The 2,500-nt window shown below is 52.1% G+C and carries 2 rRNA genes (1 of these 2 cut by a window edge); both read left to right on the forward strand.

Annotated features, from left to right (window positions below):
- The first annotated feature begins 91 nt into the window (after positions 1-91).
- Positions 92-1,641, forward strand: a 16S ribosomal RNA gene (locus ACFC0B_RS40640).
- A gap of 170 nt (positions 1,642-1,811) precedes the next feature.
- Positions 1,812-2,500, forward strand: a 23S ribosomal RNA gene (locus ACFC0B_RS40645) (it continues 2,239 nt past the right edge of the window).
- The 16S and 23S rRNA genes sit together here, the layout of an rRNA operon.

Below are 2,500 nucleotides of genomic sequence, written 5' to 3' on the forward strand. Positions count from 1 at the left end.
AATGATCTTTGAAAACTAAACAAGACAAAACGTACCTGTTAATTCAGTTTTTAAAAATCGCACAGCGATGTGCGTAGTCAGTCAAACTACTTTATCGGAGAGTTTGATCCTGGCTCAGGACGAACGCTGGCGGCGTGCCTAATACATGCAAGTCGAGCGGACAGATGGGAGCTTGCTCCCTGATGTTAGCGGCGGACGGGTGAGTAACACGTGGGTAACCTGCCTGTAAGACTGGGATAACTCCGGGAAACCGGGGCTAATACCGGATGGTTGTTTGAACCGCATGGTTCAAACATAAAAGGTGGCTTCGGCTACCACTTACAGATGGACCCGCGGCGCATTAGCTAGTTGGTGAGGTAACGGCTCACCAAGGCAACGATGCGTAGCCGACCTGAGAGGGTGATCGGCCACACTGGGACTGAGACACGGCCCAGACTCCTACGGGAGGCAGCAGTAGGGAATCTTCCGCAATGGACGAAAGTCTGACGGAGCAACGCCGCGTGAGTGATGAAGGTTTTCGGATCGTAAAGCTCTGTTGTTAGGGAAGAACAAGTACCGTTCGAATAGGGCGGTACCTTGACGGTACCTAACCAGAAAGCCACGGCTAACTACGTGCCAGCAGCCGCGGTAATACGTAGGTGGCAAGCGTTGTCCGGAATTATTGGGCGTAAAGGGCTCGCAGGCGGTTTCTTAAGTCTGATGTGAAAGCCCCCGGCTCAACCGGGGAGGGTCATTGGAAACTGGGGAACTTGAGTGCAGAAGAGGAGAGTGGAATTCCACGTGTAGCGGTGAAATGCGTAGAGATGTGGAGGAACACCAGTGGCGAAGGCGACTCTCTGGTCTGTAACTGACGCTGAGGAGCGAAAGCGTGGGGAGCGAACAGGATTAGATACCCTGGTAGTCCACGCCGTAAACGATGAGTGCTAAGTGTTAGGGGGTTTCCGCCCCTTAGTGCTGCAGCTAACGCATTAAGCACTCCGCCTGGGGAGTACGGTCGCAAGACTGAAACTCAAAGGAATTGACGGGGGCCCGCACAAGCGGTGGAGCATGTGGTTTAATTCGAAGCAACGCGAAGAACCTTACCAGGTCTTGACATCCTCTGACAATCCTAGAGATAGGACGTCCCCTTCGGGGGCAGAGTGACAGGTGGTGCATGGTTGTCGTCAGCTCGTGTCGTGAGATGTTGGGTTAAGTCCCGCAACGAGCGCAACCCTTGATCTTAGTTGCCAGCATTCAGTTGGGCACTCTAAGGTGACTGCCGGTGACAAACCGGAGGAAGGTGGGGATGACGTCAAATCATCATGCCCCTTATGACCTGGGCTACACACGTGCTACAATGGACAGAACAAAGGGCAGCGAAACCGCGAGGTTAAGCCAATCCCACAAATCTGTTCTCAGTTCGGATCGCAGTCTGCAACTCGACTGCGTGAAGCTGGAATCGCTAGTAATCGCGGATCAGCATGCCGCGGTGAATACGTTCCCGGGCCTTGTACACACCGCCCGTCACACCACGAGAGTTTGTAACACCCGAAGTCGGTGAGGTAACCTTTTAGGAGCCAGCCGCCGAAGGTGGGACAGATGATTGGGGTGAAGTCGTAACAAGGTAGCCGTATCGGAAGGTGCGGCTGGATCACCTCCTTTCTAAGGATATTATACGGAATATAAGACCTTGGGTCTTATAAACAGAACGTTCCCTGTCTTGTTTAGTTTTGAAGGATCATTCCTTCGAAACGTGTTCTTTGAAAACTAGATAACAGTAGACATCACATTCAATTAGTAATACAAGATATCACATAGTGATTCTTTTTAACGGTTAAGTTAGAAAGGGCGCACGGTGGATGCCTTGGCACTAGGAGCCGATGAAGGACGGGACGAACACCGATATGCTTCGGGGAGCTGTAAGCAAGCTTTGATCCGGAGATTTCCGAATGGGGAAACCCACCACTCGTAATGGAGTGGTATCCATATCTGAATTCATAGGATATGAGAAGGCAGACCCGGGGAACTGAAACATCTAAGTACCCGGAGGAAGAGAAAGCAAATGCGATTCCCTGAGTAGCGGCGAGCGAAACGGGATTAGCCCAAACCAAGAGGCTTGCCTCTTGGGGTTGTAGGACACTCTGTACGGAGTTACAAAGGAACGAGGTAGATGAAGAGGTCTGGAAAGGCCCGCCATAGGAGGTAACAGCCCTGTAGTCAAAACTTCGTTCTCTCCTGAGTGGATCCTGAGTACGGCGGAACACGTGAAATTCCGTCGGAATCCGGGAGGACCATCTCCCAAGGCTAAATACTCCCTAGTGACCGATAGTGAACCAGTACCGTGAGGGAAAGGTGAAAAGCACCCCGGAAGGGGAGTGAAAGAGATCCTGAAACCGTGTGCCTACAAGTAGTCAGAGCCCGTTAACGGGTGATGGCGTGCCTTTTGTAGAATGAACCGGCGAGTTACGATCCCGTGCAAGGTTAAGCAGAAGATGCGGAGCCGCAGCGAAAGCGAGTCTGA

This window comes from Kitasatospora sp. NPDC056184 (assembly GCF_042268405.1).
In the GTDB taxonomy this organism is placed as follows: Bacteria; Actinomycetota; Actinomycetes; order Streptomycetales; family Streptomycetaceae; genus Kitasatospora.